This is a genomic window from Ruegeria sp. HKCCD6157 (assembly GCF_013110685.1).
In the GTDB taxonomy this organism is placed as follows: domain Bacteria; phylum Pseudomonadota; class Alphaproteobacteria; order Rhodobacterales; family Rhodobacteraceae; genus Ruegeria.
Genome location: NZ_WVRB01000003.1, coordinates 151837 through 172258, shown reverse-complemented (window position 1 = coordinate 172258; position 20422 = coordinate 151837). Strand labels below are relative to the sequence as shown.

General features: G+C 57.9%; 19 protein-coding genes. 10 read left to right on the top strand and 9 right to left on the bottom strand.

Annotated features, from left to right (window positions below):
• Positions 1 to 3 precede the first annotated feature (3 nt).
• The 5 genes from GS612_RS12705 to GS612_RS12685 all read left to right on the top strand — a co-directional run bounded on the left by GS612_RS12705 (position 4) and on the right by GS612_RS12685 (position 5334).
• A complete protein-coding gene (locus tag GS612_RS12705) occupies positions 4 to 1029 on the top strand; it encodes a proline racemase family protein (RefSeq protein ID WP_171640770.1) in 1026 nt (341 codons plus the stop codon).
• A gap of 190 nt (positions 1030 to 1219) precedes the next feature.
• Entirely contained in the window at positions 1220 to 1900 is a 681-nt protein-coding gene (locus GS612_RS12700) for a GntR family transcriptional regulator (RefSeq protein ID WP_152460603.1), read from the top strand.
• Positions 1901 to 1972: 72 nt separating this feature from the next.
• Positions 1973 to 3487 carry an aldehyde dehydrogenase (NADP(+)) gene (locus GS612_RS12695; protein WP_171641032.1) on the top strand — a complete coding sequence of 505 codons (1515 nt, stop codon included), beginning with the start codon at positions 1973 to 1975 and terminating at the stop codon, positions 3485 to 3487.
• An 84-nt stretch (positions 3488 to 3571) separates the two neighbouring features.
• Entirely contained in the window at positions 3572 to 3718 is a 147-nt protein-coding gene (locus GS612_RS12690; protein ID WP_171640768.1) for a malonyl-CoA decarboxylase domain-containing protein, read from the top strand.
• A gap of 101 nt (positions 3719 to 3819) precedes the next feature.
• Positions 3820 to 5334: a malonyl-CoA synthase gene (locus GS612_RS12685; RefSeq protein ID WP_171640766.1), complete on the top strand. Its 1515-nt coding sequence runs from the start codon at positions 3820 to 3822 to the stop codon at positions 5332 to 5334.
• A gap of 88 nt (positions 5335 to 5422) precedes the next feature.
• On the opposite strand, the gene katG is transcribed toward GS612_RS12685, so the two are convergent.
• The gene (katG, locus tag GS612_RS12680; protein WP_171640764.1) at positions 5423 to 7603 is read right to left on the bottom strand and encodes a catalase/peroxidase HPI; all 2181 of its coding nucleotides are present in this window, start codon (positions 7601 to 7603) and stop codon (positions 5423 to 5425) included.
• A 107-nt stretch (positions 7604 to 7710) separates the two neighbouring features.
• Between katG and GS612_RS12675 the strand changes: the two genes are divergently transcribed.
• On the top strand, positions 7711 to 8643 hold the full coding sequence (locus GS612_RS12675) for a hydrogen peroxide-inducible genes activator (RefSeq protein ID WP_171640762.1): 933 nt from the start codon (positions 7711 to 7713) through the stop codon (positions 8641 to 8643).
• Positions 8644 to 8694: 51 nt separating this feature from the next.
• Here GS612_RS12675 and GS612_RS12670 read toward each other — a convergent pair whose 3' ends face one another.
• Positions 8695 to 9276: a peroxidase-related enzyme gene (locus tag GS612_RS12670; RefSeq protein ID WP_171640760.1), complete on the bottom strand. Its 582-nt coding sequence runs from the start codon at positions 9274 to 9276 to the stop codon at positions 8695 to 8697.
• Positions 9277 to 9430: 154 nt separating this feature from the next.
• On the opposite strand from GS612_RS12670, the gene GS612_RS12665 reads away from it, so the two are divergent.
• On the top strand, positions 9431 to 10534 hold the full coding sequence (locus GS612_RS12665) for a hypothetical protein (RefSeq protein WP_171640757.1): 1104 nt from the start codon (positions 9431 to 9433) through the stop codon (positions 10532 to 10534).
• A 3-nt stretch (positions 10535 to 10537) separates the two neighbouring features.
• Here the strand turns inward: GS612_RS12665 and GS612_RS12660 are convergent, their stop codons facing one another.
• The 4 genes from GS612_RS12660 to GS612_RS12645 are packed head-to-tail and all read right to left on the bottom strand — an operon-like array spanning position 10538 to position 13448.
• Positions 10538 to 11587 (bottom strand): aromatic ring-hydroxylating dioxygenase subunit alpha, encoded by a 1050-nt coding sequence (locus tag GS612_RS12660; RefSeq protein WP_171640755.1) that lies wholly within the window; start codon positions 11585 to 11587, stop codon positions 10538 to 10540.
• Between the two features lie 5 nt (positions 11588 to 11592).
• A complete protein-coding gene (locus tag GS612_RS12655) occupies positions 11593 to 11928 on the bottom strand; it encodes a carboxymuconolactone decarboxylase family protein (protein WP_171640753.1) in 336 nt (111 codons plus the stop codon).
• 11 nt (positions 11929 to 11939) lie between these two features.
• The gene (locus tag GS612_RS12650; protein WP_171118222.1) at positions 11940 to 12698 is read right to left on the bottom strand and encodes an amino acid ABC transporter permease; all 759 of its coding nucleotides are present in this window, start codon (positions 12696 to 12698) and stop codon (positions 11940 to 11942) included.
• A gap of 9 nt (positions 12699 to 12707) precedes the next feature.
• Positions 12708 to 13448, bottom strand: a complete 741-nt coding sequence (locus GS612_RS12645; protein ID WP_171118224.1) for an amino acid ABC transporter ATP-binding protein — start codon at positions 13446 to 13448, stop codon at positions 12708 to 12710.
• A 121-nt stretch (positions 13449 to 13569) separates the two neighbouring features.
• Here GS612_RS12645 and GS612_RS12640 point away from each other — a divergent pair, with 121 nt between their 5' ends.
• Complete coding sequence (locus GS612_RS12640) at positions 13570 to 14340, top strand: transporter substrate-binding domain-containing protein (RefSeq protein ID WP_170345137.1); 771 nt, start codon at positions 13570 to 13572, stop codon at positions 14338 to 14340.
• A gap of 54 nt (positions 14341 to 14394) precedes the next feature.
• Here the strand turns inward: GS612_RS12640 and GS612_RS12635 are convergent, their stop codons facing one another.
• From GS612_RS12635 to GS612_RS12625, 3 genes are all read right to left on the bottom strand, one after another.
• On the bottom strand, positions 14395 to 15003 hold the full coding sequence (locus GS612_RS12635) for a helix-turn-helix domain-containing protein (RefSeq protein WP_171229335.1): 609 nt from the start codon (positions 15001 to 15003) through the stop codon (positions 14395 to 14397).
• Between the two features lie 78 nt (positions 15004 to 15081).
• On the bottom strand, positions 15082 to 16221 hold the full coding sequence (locus GS612_RS12630) for an aminotransferase class I/II-fold pyridoxal phosphate-dependent enzyme (protein ID WP_171640750.1): 1140 nt from the start codon (positions 16219 to 16221) through the stop codon (positions 15082 to 15084).
• A gap of 40 nt (positions 16222 to 16261) precedes the next feature.
• Positions 16262 to 16732 carry a DnaA N-terminal domain-containing protein gene (locus GS612_RS12625; protein WP_253283585.1) on the bottom strand — a complete coding sequence of 157 codons (471 nt, stop codon included), beginning with the start codon at positions 16730 to 16732 and terminating at the stop codon, positions 16262 to 16264.
• 696 nt (positions 16733 to 17428) lie between these two features.
• Here GS612_RS12625 and GS612_RS12620 point away from each other — a divergent pair.
• A complete protein-coding gene (locus GS612_RS12620) occupies positions 17429 to 18736 on the top strand; it encodes an AAA family ATPase (protein WP_171118234.1) in 1308 nt (435 codons plus the stop codon).
• The gene (locus tag GS612_RS12615) at positions 18733 to 19842 is read left to right on the top strand and encodes a ParB N-terminal domain-containing protein (RefSeq protein WP_171118237.1); all 1110 of its coding nucleotides are present in this window, start codon (positions 18733 to 18735) and stop codon (positions 19840 to 19842) included. The genes GS612_RS12620 and GS612_RS12615 overlap by 4 nt, the downstream gene beginning before the upstream one ends.
• Positions 19843 to 20422 lie beyond the last annotated feature (580 nt).

The window sequence follows — 20422 nt, the reverse complement described above, 5'->3', positions numbered from 1 at the left end:
AACATGCGCAGCAGCAAAACCGTACATGTGATCTCGGCCCATGCCGAAGGTGAGGTTGGGGATGTCATCGTCGGGGGTGTCGCCCCACCGCCGGGCGACACTCTCTGGGAACAGCGAAGCTTCATTGCGCGGGACCAGACCCTGCGCAACTTTGTTCTGAACGAACCACGCGGCGGTGTGTTCCGGCATGTCAACCTTCTGGTTCCGCCAAAACACCCCGAGGCGGACGCCGCCTGGATCATCATGGAACCCGAAGACACGCCGCCCATGTCGGGGTCCAACTCGATCTGTGTCTCAACCGTGTTGCTGGATGGCGGGATCATTCCAATGCACGAACCGGAAACCCATATGGTGCTCGAGGCACCGGGCGGGTTGGTCCGGGTACGTGCGGAATGCCGCGATGGCAAGGCACAGCGCATCTTTGTCCAGAACCTGCCCAGTTTCGCCGACAAGCTGTCCGTCCCGCTTGAGGTATCCGGACTGGGCACGATCACGGTAGACACCGCTTATGGCGGCGACAGTTTCGTGGTCGTCGATGCGCAGGCGCTTGGGTTCGCAATCGTCGACCACGAGGCCCGCGACATTGCCCGGCTGGGGGTTAAGATCACAAACGCCGCCAATGAGCAGCTTGGATTCTCGCATCCCGAGAACCCGGACTGGGATCATATATCGTTCTGCGCCTTTTGCGGCCCGTTGAATGAAACGGAAACCGGCCTGAGCGGCAAGTCCGCCGTGGCGATCCAGCCGGGTAAGGTCGACCGTTCGCCGACGGGCACCGCTGTATCCGCGCGCATGGCGCTGATGGCGGCCAAGGGGGTGATGAAACCCGGCCAGACCTTCGAGGCTGTCTCGATCATCGGATCGCGATTCACCGGGCGGATCATTGACACTGCGCAGGTCGGTGGCCGCGCGGCGATCGTTCCGGAAATCAGCGGTCGCGGTTGGATCACCGGAATTCATCAGCACATGTTGGACCCTGACGATCCATGGCCCGGTGGATATCGCTTGTCTGACACCTGGGGCGTTTGACGTCAGCAGGCACGGTTTTCGAAAACGGAAAAGTCTGAAGATACGCGGCCTCGTTGCGGTTTCATCATCAGATTCAGGCCTTTTTTCAAATCTCGGGCAGGGGTTGAACATGGGTCGAAATCCAAGTTCGGCTTGGAAAAGTCCGTGATTGCGGGTAATTGTATCCAAAAACCGTGGCGGGATATTGGAAATGGCAGGAAAACGCGCGATCACGAAACAAAGCCTACCGGACGTCATCGCAAATGATCTGCGTGAACGTATCCTCAGCGGCGAACTCGCCGAGGGTGAGACGATCCGGCAGGAAGCACTGGCCGAGGAATATGATGTCTCTCGCATGCCGATCCGCGAGGCGCTGAAGCGCCTGAATGCCGAAGGTCTGGTGCAATGGGCCAACAATCGCGGCGGCTCGGTGACCAAGCATTCCCTCGACGAAATCGGTGAAATTTTCGATCTTCGCATCCTGATCGAAGTTGATCTGTTCCGCCGGGCCATCCCGAATATGGGCCCAGGGGAATTTGCGCGTTGCGACGAAATCCTCAAGCAGATGGAAGCGTCGTATGATGAAAATGACGTCGGCAAGTGGGGGATATTGAACTATCAGTATCACTCGGCGCTTTATGCGGCGTCACAGCGGAAGCTGACCAACGAATTGCTGGACCGCGTCAACCTGCAATCGGATCGCTATGTCAGGATGCACCTGAGCGTGATGAAACAGCGCGAACCCGCAAAAAAGGAACACCGTGATCTGTTACGGCTGGCCCGGGAAGGCAATGTGGACAAAGCCTGCGAGGTCTTGGCCCAGCATATTCGCCGGACCAAGGAACAGCTTCTGGAAATGATCGCCTCGAAGCGCGGGACAGACGAACCCTAGGGCGGTCTTGCATGTCCTGCCGTTTTGGATACATTATCCATTAACCTGGACATCCCGAAATACGAGGCCCAAATGACCTTTACCCCGCATGGCAAGCATCTGATCGCCGGCAACTGGCTTGCTGGTGACGATTTCTTTGCATCACAACCCGCACATGGGCCATCGCATGACTTTTCGAAAGGCCGCATTTCAGACGTCGACGCCGCTGCGCAGGCCGCGGAAGAGGCGTTTTGGAGTTATGGCTGTTCCACTCGTGAAGAACGTGCCGCCTTTCTGAACGCCATTGCCGACGAGATCGAAGCGCGCGCCGATGCAATCACCGAGATTGGCACTCAGGAAACCGGCCTGCCCGAGGCTCGGCTGCAAGGTGAGCGGGGCCGCACGTCGGGGCAGCTGAGGCTGTTCGCAACGCATATCCTCAGCGGCGATTATCTGGACCGGCGCCACGACAGCGCACTGCCGGACCGTGCACCCCTGCCCCGACCCGATCTGAAAACGATCCAGCGCCCGATCGGCCCGGTCGCGGTGTTCGGCGCATCAAATTTCCCGCTGGCATTTTCCACCGCCGGGGGGGACACGGCCGCCGCACTGGCTGCCGGCTGCCCGGTTGTCGTCAAAGGCCACGGCGCCCATCCGGGCACCGGCGAGATCATCGCCGAAGCCATCCATGCGGCCATCCACCGTTGCAACATTCATCCCGGCGTTTTCAGCCTGATCCAGGACGGCGGCCCGGCTGTGGGTTCTGCCTTGGTGCAGCACCCTCTGGTCAAGGCGGTCGGGTTCACCGGATCGCTTGCGGGCGGTCGCGCCCTGTTCGATCTGTGCGCCGCGCGCCCCGAACCGATTCCGTTTTTTGGCGAGCTTGGATCGGTAAACCCCATGTTCATTCTGGATGCGGCACTGGCGAACCGGGGTGAAGACATCGCCAAAGGCTGGGCCGGCTCGCTGACGATGGGCGCTGGTCAGTTCTGCACCAACCCGGGCGTCGTCGTGATGCCCGCAGGTGAAGCAACGGACCGTTTCGCCGAGATCGCACAGGCCGCATTGACCGAAGTTCCGGCGCAGACCATGCTGACCGACGGCATAGCCAAAGCCTATCGCAACGGTCAGGCCCGTGTTGCTGAAACCGCTGGCGTTCACGAGGTTCTGGCTTCGACATGCGATCAGCGCAATGCGACACCTTTCCTTTACCGAACAAGCGCCGCAACCTGGCTGGCCAACACATCCCTCGCGGAAGAGGTGTTTGGCCCGCTGGGCATCATCGTGACTGCCGAGACACCCGACGAAATGCACGATGTCGCGCGCGGATTGCACGGGCAGCTGACCTGCACCCTGCATATGGACGAGGCCGACATGGGCATGGCGCAGTCCCTGTTGCCGATCCTTGAACGCAAAGCCGGGCGTGTGTTGGCCAATGGCTTCCCCACGGGGGTCGAGGTATGTGACAGCATGGTCCATGGCGGCCCCTACCCGGCTTCGACCAATTTCGGTGCCACATCCGTGGGCACATTGTCGATCCGACGTTTCTTGCGTCCTGTCTGCTATCAGAATCTGCCGGATGCATTGCTGCCGGAACACTTCTCATAGGGAAATCAGTCGACACCCGCCGATACTCTGAAAGCACGTTGCACAGCAGGGTGTCGGCGGTTGCAACTGCGCCGTGTCAGGGGAATGAAGCACACGCCCCTGGATCCAATTGCACAGTTTCATTTGGGTAACAATGCTTTTGTTCATTCGGTTCACGGCAACGCAATCACGGCCCGATCCGTTGGCACTTTGGTGAACTACCTGTATGAAATGACCCGTGTTGCCCAGTAGCAAAACCAATTCGCCACGACCCATGAGATGATCGCCCCATTCGAGATCAATTTCCTCGCTGCATCCACCTCTCTTTTCATATCTCAAGAAAGGTAAACCTGATGGCTAACCCTCTGTATGACGGCCTGTTCGGCATCCACGCCGGCAAAGGCACACCTTTTTTGCAGCTGCTGGACGGGACAACGATCTCTCACCAGGATTTCCTCGGCAAAGCGGCGCAGATTGCGCATGTGGCCACGCATTTGGGCCTGAACCCCGGTGACCGCGTTGCGGCGCAGGTTGAAAAAACCCCCGAGGCGCTGGCGCTTTATGCTGCCTGCGCCCAGGCCGGTCTGGTGTTCCTGCCGCTGAATACCGCCTACACGGTCGATGAATTGACCTATTTCATCGAAAACAGCGGGGCCTCGCTGATTATCTGCGACACCGAAAGAGAAGGAAAACTCACCCCTGTCGGCGCGCAGCTGGGCGCCCGGGTAGAGACACTGAACGCGGATGGCACCGGGTCTCTGACAGATTTGGCCGCGACCATGCCGACACGTTTCGAAACCGTCGCCCGCGATGGCGAGGATCTGGCAGCATTCCTTTACACGTCGGGAACCACAGGCCGGTCCAAGGGCGCCATGCTGACCCAGAACAATCTGCTGTCGAACGCACGGACACTGGTCAAGGAATGGCGCTTCACCTCGCAGGATGTGCTGCTGCATGCCCTGCCGATCTTTCACACGCACGGGCTGTTCGTCGCGACCAATATCATGCTGGCCGCAGGTGGATGCATGATCTGGCTGCCCAAATTCGATCTGGACCAGATCATCGACAAATTGCCCTGTGCCACGTCGATGATGGGCGTCCCAACCTTCTATACGCGCCTGTTGGACGACCCGCGTTTTACCAGGGAACTGGCCACCCATATGCGCCTGTTCGTTTCCGGATCGGCACCGCTGCGGGCGGAAACCCATGTGCAGTTCGAAGAACGAACGGGTCATCGCATCCTTGAACGCTATGGCATGACTGAAACCAACATGAACACCTCAAACCCATATGACGGCGAGCGGCGCGCCGGAACGGTCGGGCACCCGCTGCCCGGGGTCGAACTGAAGATCTGTGATTCAGACGGCAATACCCTGCCTGCGGGCGAGGTCGGCATAATTGAAGTGCGCGGGCCCAACGTGTTCAAAGGGTATTGGCAGATGCCTGAAAAAACCGCTGCCGAACTGCGCGACAACGGCTTTTTTATCACCGGTGATCTGGGCCGCATCGACGAGGATGGGTACGTCCATATCGTCGGTCGCAACAAGGATCTGATCATTTCGGGCGGCTACAACATCTACCCAAAAGAGATCGAGATGGTTCTCGATGATCAACCCGGTGTTCTGGAAAGCGCCGTGATCGGCGTGCAACATCCCGATTTCGGTGAAACGGTTGTTGGTGTCATCGTGGCAGAGCCCGGCCAGACTCCTGATCCGGAAGCGATAACGGGCGCGGTCCGCGAAGGTCTGGCCCGGTTCAAGCATCCGCGCAAGCTTATCGTTCTGGATGAACTGCCCCGCAACACGATGGGCAAGGTTCAAAAGAACATTCTGCGTGACCGGTACAAAGATCTCTTCATGACCGTGTGAGCGAGTCTCGGCAAAGCGGGGATCAGCGGATGCAGCCCCCTGAAAAGAAAATCAGGCGAGGGTGTCCCCGCCTGATTTGTTACATGATTCAGGCAACCAGATCGAACCGGTCGTTGTTCATGATCTTGGTCCATGCCGCCACAAAGTCGCGCACGAACTTCTCGGCATTGTCGTCCTGAGCGTAGACCTCAGCATAGCTGCGCAGGATCGAGTTCGAACCGAAGACCAGATCTGCGCTGGTTGCGGTGAACTTGACCTCACCCGAGGCGCGGTCGCGCAGTTCATAGGTGCCTCCGTCAACCGGATGCCAGCTCAGCGACATATCCGTCAGGTTGACGAAAAAGTCGGTTGTCAGCTGGCCCACCCGGTCGGTGAAGACGCCATGCGGCGATCCGCCATGGTTGGCACCCAACACACGCAGACCACCGACCAGAACGGTCATCTCGGCCGCGGTCAGACCCAGCAGTTGCGCGCGATCCAGCATCATCGCCTCTGGCGAGACCGCGTATTCCTTCAGCTGCCAGTTGCGGAACCCGTCCGCCAGCGGCTCAAGTACCGAGAAGCTGTCCACATCGGTCTGCTCGATCGACGCGTCGCCGCGACCGGCCGAGAACGGAACCGCCACGTCAAAGCCTGCGGCCTTGATCGCCTGCTCCAGGCCGACATTGCCCGCCAGAACGATCACGTCGGCAACCGAGGCGCCGGTTTCGGCCGCGATCGGCTCCAGCACACCCAGCACTTTTGCAAGACGTTCGGGTTCGTTGCCTGCCCAGTCCTTTTGCGGCGCCAGTCGCATGCGCGCGCCATTTGCTCCGCCGCGCTTGTCCGACCCGCGGAAGGTTCGGGCACTGTCCCAGGCGGTGGTGATCATCTCGGCGATGGTCAGGCCGCTGTCTGCGATCTTGGCCTTGACGGCATCTATGTCGTAATCTGTCGAACCGGCCGGGATCGGATCCTGCCAGATCAGATCTTCCGACGGCACGTCCGGGCCATAATAGTTGACGCGCGGACCCATGTCGCGGTGAGTCAACTTGAACCAGGCACGTGCAAATGTATCGGCAAAATAGTCCGGATCCGCCATGAATTTCTGACAGATCGCGTTGTAGGTCGGGTCGACCTTCATCGCCATATCCGCATCGGTCATCATCGGCATGCGACGAACAGAGGGGTCGGTCGGGTCAACCGGCCTTTCGTCTTCGGGCATGTCGACGGGCTGCCACTGATGGGCACCGGCGGGTGATTTGCCCAGTTCCCACTCGTAGCCGAACAGGTAGTCGAAATAGCCCATGTCAAATTTCAACGGCTCTTTCGTCCACGCCCCTTCGATCCCCGAGGTAAAGGCGTTGGCCGCTTTGCCGTTCTGATCAGGGTTTTCCCATCCCAGCCCCTGGCTGGACACCGGGCAGGCTTCGGGCTCGGCGCCGATATCGTCGCCGGGCATCGCACCATGCGCTTTGCCGACGGTATGCCCCCCGCAGGTCAATGCCGCGGTCTCTTCGTCATTCATCGCCATACGCGCAAAGGTTTCACGGATATGCAGCGCTGTTTTCGCCGGATCCGGATTGCCGTTCACGCCTTCGGGGTTCACATAAATCAGACCCATATGCACCGCACCCAGAGGGTTTTCCAGCGTGCCGGGGGTTTCCAGATCGCCATAGCGATTCTCGGACGGGGCCAGCCACTGGTTTTCAGAACCCCAGTAAACATCTTTCTCGGGGCCCCAGATGTCTTCGCGACCAAAACCGAAACCAAAGGTCTTCAATCCCATGGATTCATAGGCCACCGTGCCCGACAGAACGATCAGATCGGCCCAGGACAGCGCGTTGCCGTATTTCTTTTTCACCGGCCACAGCAGACGGCGGGCTTTGTCCAGGCTTGCATTGTCCGGCCATGAATTCAGCGGCGCGAACCGGATGTTGCCCGAACCGGCGCCACCTCGACCATCCCCCAGACGGTAAGACCCGGCCGAGTGCCACGCCAGACGGATCATCAGCCCGCCATAGTGACCCCAGTCAGCCGGCCACCAGTCCTGGCTGTCGGTCAGCAACGCCTCGACATCGGCACGAACCGCCTTGAAATCCAGCCCCTTGACCGCTTCTCGGTGATTGTAATCCGCATCCATCGGGTTGGTGCGCGTGTCGTGCTGGCTCAGAATGTCCAGGTTCAGCGCATCCGGCCACCACTTGGTGACGGAATTGCCCGTACCAGTATTGCCGCCATGCATGACAGGGCAGCCGCCGGATTGGTGATTGTGGGGGGTACCGTCCATTGTAAATCTCCTGAGTATTTACCTAGGGGTTCAGATAACTTGACTCGTACCCCACGGCTTCGATAATTGGAAATTTGTAATTACTATCGTTGTGATAAATTCTTCATATGAAGGCACTCACCCTCAAACATCTGCGCTATTTCGAGGCGCTCGCCACGCACGGCCACTTTGGCAAGGCCGCCGCGGCCAGCGCGATATCGCAGCCCGCGCTTTCCATACAAATCAAAGAGCTGGAAGCAATCATGGGGGGGCCGCTGGTCGAACGCGCGGCCCGGCAAACCCGCCTGACAGCACTTGGCGAAGACGTGCTGAAACATGGCCGCGAAATCCTGACCCGGGTCGAGGATCTGGGGAAATTGGTGCAATCTCCCTCGGGCCCCCTGTCCGGCCGCATCAGAATCGGGGTTATTCCCACGGTCGCGCCCTATCTTCTGCCCTCGATCATCAAAGCTCTGTCGCAGCGTTTCCCACAACTGACCATCGAACCCAAGGAAACGATAACCAAGACGTTGATCGGAGAAATACTGGATTCGAAACTGGATTTCGGTGTCGTTGCCCTGCCCGTCTCGGAACCCAACCTCCGAGAGTTCTCGCTATTCAACGAAGATTTTCTGCTGGTTCGCCCGGCGCAGGATGCCAACCTGCCGATGCCAAGTTCCTCGCAGCTCAGAACCATGCGCCTGCTGTTGCTGGAAGAGGGGCATTGCTTCAGGGATCAGGCCTTGTCCTTCTGTTCGATCCGCAACATCGAACCGCAGCACATCATGGAGGGCAGTTCGCTTTCCACACTGGTTCAGATGGTCGGCGCCGGCATCGGTGTGACCCTGATACCGGAAATGGCGGTCGGGCTGGAAACCCGATCTGCGGATGTGTCCATTGCCCGGTTTCAGGACACGCCGCCGACGCGGACCATTGGTCTGATCTGGCGCAAGACCAACCCGCTCAGCGAAAACCTGTTGAAGATCGGCGCGATCATCCGCAAAACAGCCGAAGAAAACACGTGGGGCGTGAAACCGTCACAGCCTGAAACAACAGGCTGACCCGCCCGAAACGATGTTCCTCGGCACGAAGGCCAGACCCGGCGCAACTCGTCAGTCGTCACCGGTGTAATAGCCGATCACATCATTCTCGGTCGTTGCACCCAACCCGTTCAGCAACCGGTTTGAATAGTTGAAATAGGCGCAGACCTGATTGACCTCCAGGATCTCGCCATCCTCACAGCCTACAATCTTGAGCGCTTCGAAGTCGGACTTGACCATTTTGCCAACATCCGTCGTCAGCTTGGCGGCATAGCGCAGCAGCGCCAGTTCCTTGCCCTCGAATTCATCCTCGGGCCGATGCGCCTTGAGCGCGACGAAGATCCGGTCACTGCGCGGCTGGTCCTTCAGCAGGTTGCGCACGTTCATGAAGTGATGGGTCAGTGAATAGGTGCAATCGTTCAGGATCGAGGTATAGCTGGCGACAACCTCGAGAAACCAGAATGGCAACTGGTTGTCATCGGAATGCAGGACCGAACGGTACAGCGTCACATGCCCGTTCATCGTTTCGGGCCGCAATGAATGCACACGCATGACCGTGTCCACGGTGCCATGAGGGGTGCGGGCCTTGTCCAGCAGATCTTTCAGGCGGCCCTCGGCCTTGTCGTCCGAGACCATCTCGATCCAAGCGCTCATTGCTGTGTCTCCTGTCTTGTTCGGGCTCAGCTTATGTACAAAGCCCACAGGCATGTCAGTTAATTTTTTTCTTAAGGTGAAATTTTTTCTGGATCACGGAAACGTGAAAGATGTAAAATACCAGCGCGGGGGATTTTGTTGAGGATCAACGCGAATGCACAGTCCAGAGCTTATGGCGGGTGCCGAAAACCTGTTGTTCAGATGCGGCGGCCTGACGGCGGGCGACCAGTTGCTTGTGGTCTGCGAAGATGCGGCCAACGGGTATTATGATGCCGAGATCACCGAGGCTATCGTAGACTGCGCACGACAGAATCGGATCAAGACCGCAGTTCGAACCCTCGCATTCGATCCCATGGGTTCATCGCTGCCAGCGGATCTGAAAACGGCGATGGAAGCGGCGGATCGCACCTTGTTTCTGTCCCGCACCGGCGATCAGATTCGTTTCGACGCGGGAATGAGGGACGTTCGGCCCATCATGTCATATGCGCTGGACGCCGGAATGCTGGCCTCGGGTTTCGGGCGCGCCAACTACACCGGGTTCGTTGAACTGAAAAACGCGGTCAACCGGCTGCTGGCCAATGCCCGGTACATCCACGTAACCTGCCCATTGGGCACTGACTTCGCGGGCCCCGGCGCCGCCTTCCCCCCAGCAGGTGCAGCGGATGTCAGCGTGGCGCGTTTTCCGATGTCGGTCTTTGCCCCGGTTCCCGCGCAGGGGTTTTCCGGAGTACTGGTTCAGGACGGGTTTCTGGTCGGCACCGGTTCGAAATTCTACAAACCATACGGCTGTGACCTGCGCGAACCGCTGACCATCCGGTTCGAAAACAACCGCCTGACCGGTTTTGACGGCCATCCCATGGATGTGCATTGCGCGCAGATGCATTACGAAAAAGTCGGCAGGATGTTCGACCTTGATCCCCTGACCATGCATTCCTGGCATGCAGGTATCCATCCGGGCTGCGCCTACACCACCCCGGCCCGAAGCAATTTTGAACGTTGGAGCGGATCTGCCTTTGGCAATCCGCGTCTGCTGCACTTTCACACATGCGGGCATTATGCGCCGGGTGAGATTTCGCTGAACGTGCTGGACCCGACGATCCGGGTGGATGGCGTTGCGATCTGGGATGCCGGTGTTCTCCGGGCCGATCTGTTGCCCGGTGGGGTTGAAATTCTCGACCGGTATCCCTGCATCAAAGCGGTGTTCGACGCCCCGGCCCGACACGTGGGCCAGGGCGCGAACGGGCGCTTGTCGGCCTGATGATCAGTCGGCCTGCTGTGCGATCAGCTTTGCAACCCGTGCGCGGAACCGCATCGCGCCCGCGTCCAGCCCGAGGTTGATATAGCCGGTCTTGCGCCGCGCCATGCCGGTTTGAACGTGTTCCAGAACCTCTTTGTCCTCGTTGAAGGCCATGACCGCGCCTTCGAACATGCGCTGCGACATGGCTGTGTCATCCGCGTGCATGTTGCGGTGCTGGAACCAGAAATACCGCGATGTTTCCGCATCGACCGGTGTGATGAAGTTGTACGAAATATTGACAAAGGCATTGGGCGACATCGGCCGATCCGCCCCGCCTTCTCCGGCCGGAGTGTAAACGGACATGTTGATCGCAGTGGACGGCAGACGGCATTCGTAATGCTGCTTGCGGTCGCAGCTTGGCCCAAACGGCAGTATCGGCGCATAGTAGGGCGGCGCGGGTTCATCCGCGATCCAGCGCGAAACAATGACGCCGCTTTCGGTTTCTTCAAGATCCAGCGGGCGGTTGTCGGTTCCCGCCCCGGCAAACGAGGTCAGATGCACCCAGGCCACATGGCTTGGATCCAGCAGGTTGTCGATAATGTAAAGGTAATGGCACGCCATCTCCATCGCGCCGGTCCGGGTCTTGCCCCAGGACGGGTTGTCGAAATTGGGGATGTCGATGATATCGTCTGCGCTGGCTTTGTCCGGGACCCCCATCCACAGCCAAAGAAACCCCCAGCGGTCTTCGGCCGGGTACGCATGCACGGCGGCGCGGCGCGGAGGATTGTCCAGCTGTGTCGGGGCGCTGACACATTCACCGCCGCAGCCGAATGTCAGACCGTGATAGCCGCAAACCACATGATCCCCTTCGATGGTGCCCCGAGACAGCGGCAGCTTTCTATGTGGGCAAGCATCCTCCAACGCGATCGCTTTGCCCGCTGTGTCACGGTAGATCACGATCTCTTCGTCCAGCATTCGCACGGCGCTCAGGCTGCGGCCAAAATCCTCGGACCGTCCGGCGACGTACCAGCTGTTGCGAATAAACCCCTCTGCTCCGGCCAGATCAGGACGCATGTTTCTTACTCCGAAAACTCGTCAAAAGCCCTGAGCGCCTTGGCGCTGTAGGCATAGGACGGCCCGCCGCCCATATAGGTGGCCATGGCCAACGCCTCGCACATCTGAGCGCGGGTGGCGCCCAGCCGAACCAGCGCACGCACGTGGAATCCGATGCAACTGTCGCAGCGGGTCGCGATCGCAATGCCGAGCGCCATGAACTCTTTGGTTTTCTCGCTCAGCGCCCCGTCAGTCTTGGCCGCCTTGCCCATGATGCCAAAGCCGCGCACGGTTTCCGGCACTTCTTTCGAGAGGGTTCCGATATTGGCCTCGGTCTCGGCCATGAAATCTTTCCAGTTCATTTCTTCACTCCTTATCCGCGCTCGTCCGCGCCCATGCGACGCTCCAGCCAGCGCACCCCGGCTGAGATGATCAAAACCAGGATCAGGTATTCGAAAATCAGCAGGGTATAGATTTCCAGCGGGCGGTATTCCGTCACCACCAATTCATTCGCGCGGCGGGTCAGTTCCTGCATCCCGATGACGCTGGCAAAGGCGCTCATCTTGACGATGTAGATGAACTGGTTTGCCAAAGGCGGCAGAATGCGCCGGATCGCCTGCGGCAGGATCACATAGCGCATGGTCTGCACATAGTTCAGCCCGATGGTCTGCGCTGCCTCGCGCTGTCCACGCGCAATGGATTGAATGCCTGCGCGATAGATCTCGGCCGTAAAGGCGCTGTCTGAAATCGCCAACGTTATGATCGCCCCCCAGAAGGGATCGATGGGGATGTTCAGACCCATCGACTGAAACACGATGGGCAAGCCGTAAAACACCCAGAACAGCATCGGCAACAGGGGAATGGCGCGGATGAACTCCACGTAAACCCGGTTCACAACCCGCCAGCCACGTTTTTCGGACAATCCCGGCAGGGCGACCAGCAATCCGATGACGATCGACAGAACGGCGGCGATCAGGGAAATCTGGATCGTCGCGCCCATCCCCGAGATCAGGAATTTCACATTGGTCCAACCCGAGGCCGTCGTCGGATCGATAACGTACCAGCCCCAGGTCTGCGACGACGAACAGCCTGCCAGAAGAAGCAGAGGCAAAATGAGAAGAAGTTTTTTCATCGGCCCCTCTCAGTGTTGCAGGATCTGGGACAGGAATTTGCGACACCGATCGGACTGAGGATTGGTGAAGAAATGTTCGGGCTTGCCTTCTTCGACGATTTCACCGGCATCCATGAAGATCATCTTGTCGGCCACCTTTCGGGCAAACCCCATCTCATGCGTGACAACCACCATGGTCATCCCCTCATTGGCCAACTCGACCATCACGTCCAACACTTCCGAGATCATCTCGGGGTCCAGTGCCGAAGTCGGCTCGTCAAACAGCAGCACACGTGGCTCCATGCACAGCGACCGGGCGATGGCGACGCGTTGCTGCTGACCACCCGACAAATGAATGGGCTTTTTGTCGGCCTGATCTGGAATGTGCACCCGGTCCAGATAGTGGCGCGCTTTTTCCTCTGCCTCTTTGCGGCCGAGACCGCGCGCCTTGATCGGGCCCAAAGTCAGGTTTTCCAATACGGTCAGATGCGGGAACAGGTTGAACTGCTGGAACACCATTCCAACCTCGGACCGGATTCTGGCCACGGATTTCTCGTCATCCGTCAACTCGATCCCATCTACGCGGATGGTGCCTTTCTGATGTTTTTCCAACTGGTTGATACATCGCACAACGGTGGATTTTCCTGACCCGGAAGGCCCGCAAATCACCACCTTTTCGCCGCTGTTGACCGTCAGATTGATGTCCTTGAGAACGTGAAACGTGTCGAACCACTTGTTCACGCCCACAAGTTCGATTGCGGCGTCTGGCATAAGATGAACTGCCCCTGTTTTAGTCCCAGTATAATATTTTCTTGAGGTTATCTTTCCCTTTGGGCTTAAATCAATGAAGAATACGGCCACAAGGTCGAAACGCCACCAACGGGAGAAACCGATGAACACTTTTTGGAAAGCTGCGGCAGCCGCTGCGCTTGGACTTGTCTTGTCAGGCGCTGCGCAGGCGCAATCTGCACTGAACGAGGTGCTGGATTCCGGCGTGCTCAAGGTGGGCACCACGGGCGATTGGAATCCCATGTCGCTGCGCGACCCTGCAACCAACAGCTACAAAGGGTACGACATCGACATCATGAACGAGCTGGCCGCCGATCTGGGGGTCGAGGTCGAATATGTCCCCACCGACTGGAAAACACTGGTCAACGGTGTGGTGGCAGGCAAGTATCACCTGACCGGATCGGCATCGATTTCGCCGCCACGCATGAAGGTCGCAGGTTTTTCCGACAGCTATATTTCGGTGGAACTCTTCCCCTATACGACCAAGGACAAGGCCGACAAGTTTGACGGTTATGACTCGATCAACCAGCCCGGAGTAAAAGTCGCGACCACCCTGGGCACAACATTCGAAAAGCGCGTCCGCGAATGGTTCCCGAACGCAGATATCAAGGTGGTCGAGGCTCCGGCCCGCGGTTTTCAGGAAGTAATCGCAGGACGCGCGGATGTCTTCATTACGTCGAACATCGAAGGTTCGACCCTCGAGGCGAAATTTCCGGTGGTACGCGTGAAGAATGCAGGCCCGCGTTCGCCGTCACCCATCGCGATGATCCTGCCACAGGCCGATCAGGTGTGGATCAACTATGTAAACAACTGGATCGAAGTCAAAAAGGCGCAAGGGTTCTTCGAGGAAAATCGCAAGAAATGGGGTCTCTGACTCTTCTCGGATCACCTTGATTCCCTAACGCCCGGCTTGGTCGCCGGGCGTTTTTCAATTGTCGCCCGACACGGCCTTGGCAACCACGGTGACAAAGCTGACCGTGTCAGTTTTCAACTCCAACGGCCCATGAGTGGCGTTTGAATCAAAACTCAGACTGTCGCCCGGCCGCATGTGATAAGCGGCTTCACCGCAGCCATAGACCATTTCGCCGGCGGTGACGTGAATGAATTCGACACCCTGATGTTGGTAAAGCGGGCGTTCGTCCAACGGACCTTCCAATGTAACGCTGAAACTCTCGAAACTGACATGTTTCGCTTCCGCCCGACCGATCAGCTTGTAACTGTGCCCGAAACCGGTGCCCAACCGTTGCACGGTTACACCTTCGCCCGCAGCCACAAATGATACATCCGTGCGTTCGACCGTGCCGGCGAAGAAGTTGATCAACGGAACGCCGATTCCGCCGGCCAGGGCCTCAAGCGTCGCCAGTGAGGCTGACACCTGACCGCGCTCGATCTTGGAAATCATCGCCGTGGACACGCCGGACCGCTGAGACAATTCGGCCAGAGTCAACCCGGCCAGCGCGCGATGCGTTTTCACCGCGGACCCGACCAGGTGATCCAGCGGCGGTTTTTCGACGGAAAGCACAGGTGAATCTTCCATTTGCGAAGCCTATCGACACGTATGAAAAAGGCAAAAGAAATGTCACCGAACCATTCGCACCAATTCGGCGGCAAACTCTCAGCGTCCGTTCAGGATGTCTCCTGTAAGATCATTCAACTTTGCCAACCCGTTGCGCAGATGATCTTCGGGCAGGGCCGAGCTGAACCGAAAATGGTTCTCGACCCCGAACCGCGACCCCGGAATGACCAGCACGTCTTTTTCGCGCAACAGGCGCATGCTGAACGCCTCGGATGCGATCGGTAGATTGAACCGCACGAACGACATGGCCGACGCCTGAGGTGGTACAACTGAAAACACCCCCTGATGCCGCGCCAGTTCTTCCGTGAGAACGTCAAACCCCGTGCGGATCAGACGGCGCGCGCGGGCCTTCAACTTGGACCGTGCAGGTTCGGCAAGCGCCTTGTCCGCCAGTTCCATCGACAACATGGATGCCGCGATCGAGGCATATTCGTGCCGCCGCCAGCAGTGCTGAATGATGTCTTCGGGCCCAACCAGCCATCCCAGCCTCAGCCCCGGAAGCCCATAGGCCTTGGACATGGAGTTCACCACAAGAACCCTGTCCGCACTTCCCCAGAACGAAGGCGTTTCGGTGTCACCTTCGCGCTCGGTTCCGGCATAAACCTCGTCTGAAACGATCCAGGCGCCAACGCGCTCGGCAGCCGATACGATACAGGCGCGATCCGCTTCGGTCAGAATACGGCCCGTTGGATTGTTCGGGTTCACTACATGGATGATGCGGGTTCTGTCATCGACCACCCTCTCCAGCGCCTCTGCGTCTATGCCCCACCCTGCGGATTCGATCAGATCGACCCAACGCACTTCGTTGCCCAGATTGGCGGCGTTTCCTGAAATCTGTTCATAGGTCGGTCGGAAACACACAACATTGTCGCCGGGCTCCAACAAGGTGTTGGCCACCAGCGTGTTCGCTTCGGTTGCGCCGACCGTGACCAATACCCCATCTGCCGAGGCCCCGGGATACAAGCCTGCGATGGTGTCGCGCACGGATTGCTTTCCATTGACTTGCGGATAGTCGATCATCGTTGTCAGCAGAGCGTCGAGGTCAATCCCGGCCAGCTCTACCAATCCCTGCAACGACATGGGATGAACGCCGCTTTCCGAGAAATTGAAGACCACCCCGTGTTCCGTTTCGGACAGAAACTGTTCGACCCGAAATGGTTGAAAATTTCGGTTGATCATGATGCATCCTTTGCTCGGCCGTGCTGCGCACCTGACAGCCTCAATCGGCTGCGTTTACATGAACCGTTCTGATACTGGGATCGACGCGGCTGTAGGCGGCCAGCAATCGTGCCGTCCATTTCTGTGCAATGTAATCCGCCATGAACCGCGAGGGTGCAACCAGAATGACGCGTCCCCCTGCCCTTTCCGACTCGGACAGATGCTGGAACCAACTCGCCCACAGCTCGGGATCGCGGCCGTGAAGGATTGACTGCACCTGCGACCAGACATCCTCGGGCTTGGCTTCGGGAGTGTTGATTTCAGGCCCCGGGGATTTTGCCGCGAAAGGCACGACATTTGTTACGGGCTCGGAATCCTCGCTCATCCGGGCCTGGAAATCGGAGCCTATGATCGGCCAGACCTCCTGCGTATCGATCATGATCTGTTTGAGGTCGATTTCATAGACCGCGACCCGGCCCCGTGCAGCAGGCCGTTTGACCGTTACCCAACCTAATGCGCGAAATCTGGCCATTTCGCGCTTTACAGTCCTTTCGTTCACTGACCAAAGGCGCGAAATTTCTTCGCGTCCAATCGATAATTCGTTGTTTCGCCAGTTATATCGTGTCGTAATCAATGCGATGATACGCAGTACGCTGCGTTGCCGATGCTTGTCGCCTGACAACGCATATATGGTGAGCGCAGAAAGAATATCGTATTTCAAGGCCGCCGCATTTCGCCCGACCGGTTTAGCCAGCTGCATACCCGTTCTCACCGCTCTGTCTGCCTCAGACGGGTGTGTCCCGCCAATCTCGCGCTGTTTGCCAACGCTTTTCGTCATCTTGGCCTAATTAGCGTCCAAAGCTTCGATTCTGTCAAGAAGAGTCTGAAACAGGTCAGAAAATTGCGCCAATCCAGATCAAAAAATAAAAGAAATCTGGTGAAGTATTGGTGAAGGGGGACGTCCTGGATGACCCCTTATTGGCTTGTTATGTCCCCCCATATATCGCAGATCCAGGAAGAATGACCCCCTAAATACGGTTGAGGGCGCGTTGCGAATCGTCACCCCTCATCTTCTGCACTGCCGAATCGGCGATGGCCTTGCAGGGCCTTATTTTCTTACCCGTGGGTAAGATTTGAGTTTCATCATATTTTCTTTTGCGTAAAGCGCAAATCGGGCGTAAATAAGAAATGAACAGAAATTTACGTTCCAAACAAAGAGACATGAGGCATGTACACGCACGAAGACCTGAATGCATTGCGCAATCAATCTCTCAAACTCCAGGGGTGGATTCGTCAGCAGACCTTTAGCCCCGAGATGGAGAAGACACTCCGCCGGTTTTCGAGCTGGGAGGTGTCCGAGCTGATCTTCCGGGTCAACCAGTCAACCTTTCGCGGAAAGCTGGCCGCTGATCCGTCTCTGCCCGGAGGCGAGGTTGAGCCCGAGGGGCGGCAGCGCTGGTTCAGCCTGGAGGAGGTGAATGAGTTGCGGCGGCGGCTCAAGGTGAATCGTAAATCCCTCATGCCACCGCGTCCCGAGGGCAAGCGGGCCATTCGCGCGGCGGTAGCGAACTTCAAGGGCGGGGCGGGCAAGTCAACGGTGGCGTTGCATCTTGCGCATGCTGCAGCGCTTGATGGGTATCGTGTTCTTGTTGTTGACTTTGACCCGCAGGCCACGCTGAGCCATTCAATGGGCCTGACCGATGTCGCCGAGGATTACACTGTCTGGGGGATCATGGCGCGTGACTTGATCCGCGAGACCGAGCGCATGAACAACCGGCCCGCCGCGGCCGAGTCCGGCACCGCCCTGCCCCGCCGGGAACTGCCCCCGGCGATCACCGATATGGGGCTTGGAGATCTGCGGATCAGCGATTTCATCAGACGGACGTCATGGTCCACCATCGATGCGATCCCATCCTGTGCGAACGCGGCCTTCGTCGAATTTGCCTCGGCACAGTATCGCCACCTGAACCCTGAATGGTCTTTCTTTGCCGCAGTGTCCCGGTATCTGGATCAAATCCCTGACGACGCCTATGACCTGATCCTGTTCGATTGCCCGCCAGCCATTGGGTATCAGTCCATGAACGCTGTGTTCGCGGCGGACATGTTGTACATTCCGTCGGGCCCCGGGTACTGGGAATATGACTCGACCACGTCCTTTATCGGTCAGCTGGCAGAAGCTTTGGAGGACTTGGCCTACGGGTTCGACAAAACCTTACCCACGGGTAAGATCGGTCTTCCCAAAACCTTCTGCGAGCTGCGGTTCCTGCTTACAAGGTACGAGCCCGGAAACGCGTTGCATCTGGCGATGTTCGACGCGTTCCAGAAAGTCTTCGGAGACCACGTCGCCCAGCACCCTGTTGAAATGACCCGCGCGGTCGAGCAATCCGGCCGCTTTCTGAGCTCGGTGTACGAAATGGATTATCGCGAAATGACCCGCGAAACCTGGCGTCGGGCCCGTTCGACGTTCGACAATGTTTACGAGGAATTCCGAGGTGTGATGCTGTCTGCCTGGGACAAGCTGGAGGATGACGCATGAGCCGCAAGCGCAGAATGTTTGATATCGACCTGCCCGCAATGGATGACATTCCTGTCGGCAAGGTTCCGGACAAGGTTCTTGAAAAGCGGCGAGGCCCGATGGCCGCGGCCATTTCGGAAAATGCTGATGCGCTGCGCGACCAGCAATCGACGGAAGAAACCATTCGCGCAGAAAACGATCGTCTTGCGCATGAACTCGTGCGCCTGCGTTCCGAAGGTCTGGTGACCGAACGTGTAGCATTGGCTGACATTCTGTTTGAAAAGCTGACGCGGGATCGTAAACCCGGGCCGGATCCGGAACTGGACGAGCTAAAAGCGTCAATTCAGGAAATCGGATTGTCCAACCCCATCCGACTTGAGCGTCGCTCAGACGGACGATTTGAACTGATCCAGGGGATGCGGCGCCTGTCTGCCTATCGGGCCTTGTATGAAGAAACGGGCGATGAGTCCTATGCCAGAATTCCAGCGGGTATTTCAGAGGCGGGCGATCTCGACAGCAGCTACCGGCGCATGGTGGATGAGAACCTGATCCGCAAGGATATCTCGTTTGCGGAAATGGGTGCTCTGGCGCGCGCGTATGCCGAAGACCCGGCAAATGATTGCCCGGATGTAGACAAGGCGGTTTCCACTCTGTTCAAATCCGCCAGTTACACAAAGCGGAGTTACATTAGGTCATTTGCCAGTTTGCTGATGATGTTGGACAAGGTTCTGAAACATCCGAACGACATTCCGCGCAACGTAGGCGTAGAGCTGAAGCGCAAGCTGGATGCAACGCCCGGTCTGGTGCGCCAGGTGAGTGCCGCGGTCATGAGCGAGCCGGACCGTGACGGAGCGCGTGAGGTTGCTATCCTCAGGTCATTTCTGGGCGCGCCGGAAACAAGCGTGGCAAAGAAGGCTCCGGTTGAAAGCGCCGATAAACCACGACGTGCAAAGACCACGTTTCAGGTATCAGGGCGGGCAGGGATCGCCAAGTGCTCCGCATCCAGTGGTCGAATTGAGTTGAGATATGATTTGGACTTTACGCGTGTTGATCGCAGCAAACTTGAGGCGGCAATAGCTGCTTTCATCGATGCTCTTCCCGAGGAAGACGATCTTACCCACGGGTAAGGTTTGGTTTGAAGGTCCGAGAAAAGGCGCCGGTCGAATCCGGCGCCTTTGTCTTGTCGCTAATGCCTGGACGTTCTCAGCAAGGGATTACTGCCCATAAGTTGTTTTGCCTTGAATTCGTGTCCCGTGATCGATGCTGCCGCAGCTTGAGACGGGGCTTGTGGCTTCGATCATTGACGTTGGTTCAGGAACGGTCAGTTTCACGGAGTGTTGTCGGGGCCTAAAACCACGGGGTCTTTTCTGGGTTCGCACGTTCAGATCACGGAGGGGCGCCCGATACCTGCTCGAGATTTCGGCATGCAACATGTGACACGGGAATAAGGTGATATGACGGCTACTCACTGCACACAATCTCGGCTAGAGCAATTACATATGATAATAAAAATTATCAAATGTTATAGTGAAATCGTGTTGTGGAAAAGTAAGGATCAAAAACCAAAAATTATGCGCACAAGCGGAGAGGCGGCCTGAAAACACCTGCGGTTGGCAATGCTTTGCTGCTCTACAGTGTAATAAAGGAATCCGACTTCATTCTTCCCTATGTTTGACATGCTTTCGACCCACCACCTGACCGCGATGA

What these genes read in the sequence shown, in the direction of transcription:
- GS612_RS12635 (WP_171229335.1), bottom strand. Translation starts at nt 15,003, where the DNA reads ATGGAAGATTCACCTGTGCTTTCCGTCGAAAAACCGCCGCTGGATCAC.
- GS612_RS12625 (WP_253283585.1), bottom strand. Translation starts at nt 16,732, where the DNA reads ATGGCCAGATTTCGCGCATTAGGTTGGGTAACGGTCAAACGGCCTGCT.
- GS612_RS12685 (WP_171640766.1), top strand. Translation starts at nt 3,820, where the DNA reads ATGGCTAACCCTCTGTATGACGGCCTGTTCGGCATCCACGCCGGCAAA.
- GS612_RS12705 (WP_171640770.1), top strand. Translation starts at nt 4, where the DNA reads ATGCGCAGCAGCAAAACCGTACATGTGATCTCGGCCCATGCCGAAGGT.
- katG (WP_171640764.1), bottom strand. Translation starts at nt 7,603, where the DNA reads ATGGACGGTACCCCCCACAATCACCAATCCGGCGGCTGCCCTGTCATG.
- GS612_RS12620 (WP_171118234.1), top strand. Translation starts at nt 17,429, where the DNA reads ATGTACACGCACGAAGACCTGAATGCATTGCGCAATCAATCTCTCAAA.
- GS612_RS12640 (WP_170345137.1), top strand. Translation starts at nt 13,570, where the DNA reads ATGAACACTTTTTGGAAAGCTGCGGCAGCCGCTGCGCTTGGACTTGTC.
- GS612_RS12690 (WP_171640768.1), top strand. Translation starts at nt 3,572, where the DNA reads ATGAAGCACACGCCCCTGGATCCAATTGCACAGTTTCATTTGGGTAAC.
- GS612_RS12615 (WP_171118237.1), top strand. Translation starts at nt 18,733, where the DNA reads ATGAGCCGCAAGCGCAGAATGTTTGATATCGACCTGCCCGCAATGGAT.
- GS612_RS12700 (WP_152460603.1), top strand. Translation starts at nt 1,220, where the DNA reads ATGGCAGGAAAACGCGCGATCACGAAACAAAGCCTACCGGACGTCATC.
- GS612_RS12660 (WP_171640755.1), bottom strand. Translation starts at nt 11,587, where the DNA reads ATGCGTCCTGATCTGGCCGGAGCAGAGGGGTTTATTCGCAACAGCTGG.
- GS612_RS12650 (WP_171118222.1), bottom strand. Translation starts at nt 12,698, where the DNA reads ATGAAAAAACTTCTTCTCATTTTGCCTCTGCTTCTTCTGGCAGGCTGT.
- GS612_RS12655 (WP_171640753.1), bottom strand. Translation starts at nt 11,928, where the DNA reads ATGAACTGGAAAGATTTCATGGCCGAGACCGAGGCCAATATCGGAACC.
- GS612_RS12665 (WP_171640757.1), top strand. Translation starts at nt 9,431, where the DNA reads ATGCACAGTCCAGAGCTTATGGCGGGTGCCGAAAACCTGTTGTTCAGA.
- GS612_RS12630 (WP_171640750.1), bottom strand. Translation starts at nt 16,221, where the DNA reads ATGATCAACCGAAATTTTCAACCATTTCGGGTCGAACAGTTTCTGTCC.
- GS612_RS12695 (WP_171641032.1), top strand. Translation starts at nt 1,973, where the DNA reads ATGACCTTTACCCCGCATGGCAAGCATCTGATCGCCGGCAACTGGCTT.
- GS612_RS12645 (WP_171118224.1), bottom strand. Translation starts at nt 13,448, where the DNA reads ATGCCAGACGCCGCAATCGAACTTGTGGGCGTGAACAAGTGGTTCGAC.
- GS612_RS12675 (WP_171640762.1), top strand. Translation starts at nt 7,711, where the DNA reads ATGAAGGCACTCACCCTCAAACATCTGCGCTATTTCGAGGCGCTCGCC.
- GS612_RS12670 (WP_171640760.1), bottom strand. Translation starts at nt 9,276, where the DNA reads ATGAGCGCTTGGATCGAGATGGTCTCGGACGACAAGGCCGAGGGCCGC.